The sequence below is a fragment of the Nonomuraea aridisoli genome, assembly GCF_003236395.1.
Taxonomy (GTDB): Bacteria; Actinomycetota; Actinomycetes; order Streptosporangiales; family Streptosporangiaceae; genus Nonomuraea; species Nonomuraea aridisoli.
Genome location: NZ_POUD01000564.1, coordinates 1 through 1,325 on the forward strand (window position 1 = coordinate 1; position 1,325 = coordinate 1,325).

General features: G+C 68.1%; 1 protein-coding gene. It reads left to right on the top strand.

Annotation, left to right across the window (positions count from 1 at the left end; translation table 11 throughout):
• Window positions 1–173: 173 nt before the first annotated feature.
• Window positions 174–1,325, top strand: a 1,152-nt coding sequence (locus tag C1J01_RS48080) for an RNA-guided endonuclease InsQ/TnpB family protein (RefSeq protein WP_111185822.1), incomplete at its 3' end; no start/stop codon positions are given.

Sequence of the window (1,325 nt, forward strand, 5' to 3'; positions counted from 1 at the left end):
CGTCTGTCTCGGCGGACTCGCGCTCGGTCGCCAAGCGGTAGACGATTTCGGAGTTGAGGGATCGCCGGGCGGACGTGGCCTGACCGGCCGGCCACGCATGAAGGTCGGCGAAGGGTTGGAGAGTGATGCGCACTTCGCCTGCCATGCCACCGGCTCAGCAGTAACATCACGTAATGACAACACCACGGGAGGTTAATGCCGGGCATGCCCGGTACACCTACCGGCTTCGCGTGTCGTCCACCGCACTCACGCTCCTGCTGGCCGAGTGGGACCGCTGCCGCTGGGTGTGGAACCAGTGCGTCGCCACCTCCCGCGCCGCCCACAAGGCCAGGCAGGAATGCGGGCCGGCTCACCTCGACAAGATGCTGACCGGCTGGCGCGCCGAACACCAGTGGCTGCGAGCAGGCGGCAGCGTCCCGCAGCAGCAGATCATCCGTGACTTCGCCAGGTCCCGCGCCAAAGCGATCGACGACATCAAGGCCCGCCTGCCCATGAAGCGGCGGGCGGGGATGCCCCGCTTCAAGAAGAAGGACCAGGCCGACCCCACGCTGAACTACACCCGGCGCGGATTCCGGCTGAAAGACGGCCGCCTGCACCTGGCCGGAGGCATCGCCGTGACCGTGGTGTGGTCGCGTGAGCCGCCCGCGGACCCGTCCAGTGTCCGCGTCTACCGCGACAGCCTCGGCCGCTGGTACTGCTCGTTCGTCGTCCCCGCCCAGAGCGAACCGCTGCCGCAGACCGGCAAGGTGATCGGAGTGGACTGGGGCGTGAAGGAGACCGCCACCACCACCAGCGACGCCCATGACCTGCCCCACCCCGAGCACGGCAAGAAAGCCGCGCAGCGGCTGAGGCGCTACCAGCGGATGATGGCCCGCCGCAAACCCCGGCCCGGACAGGCCGCATCCAAGGGCTACCGGAAAGCCAGGCGGCAGGCCGCCATGGAGCACAAGAAGGTCGTCCGGCAGCGGCAGGACACCGCCCGCAAGTGGGCGAAGAAGGTCGTGCGTGATCACGATGTGATCGCGGTGGAGGACTTCCGGCCGAAGTTCCTGGCCAAGTCCACCATGGCCCGCAAGGCCGCCGACGCCGCCATCGGAGCCACCAAGGCGGCCCTGATCGAGATGGGCCGCAAGCACGGGCGGGACGTCCGCTTGGTGCATCCGGCGCACACCACCATGGACTGTGCAACGTGCGGAGCGAGAACCAAGCACGCACTTCCTCTTTGCGAACGTACCTACACCTGCATCGCCTGTGGAGCGGTGTCCGGCAGGGACAAGAACTCCGCTCGCGTGATGCTGGTCCGGGCTGGTCTGAACCCGGCTGGT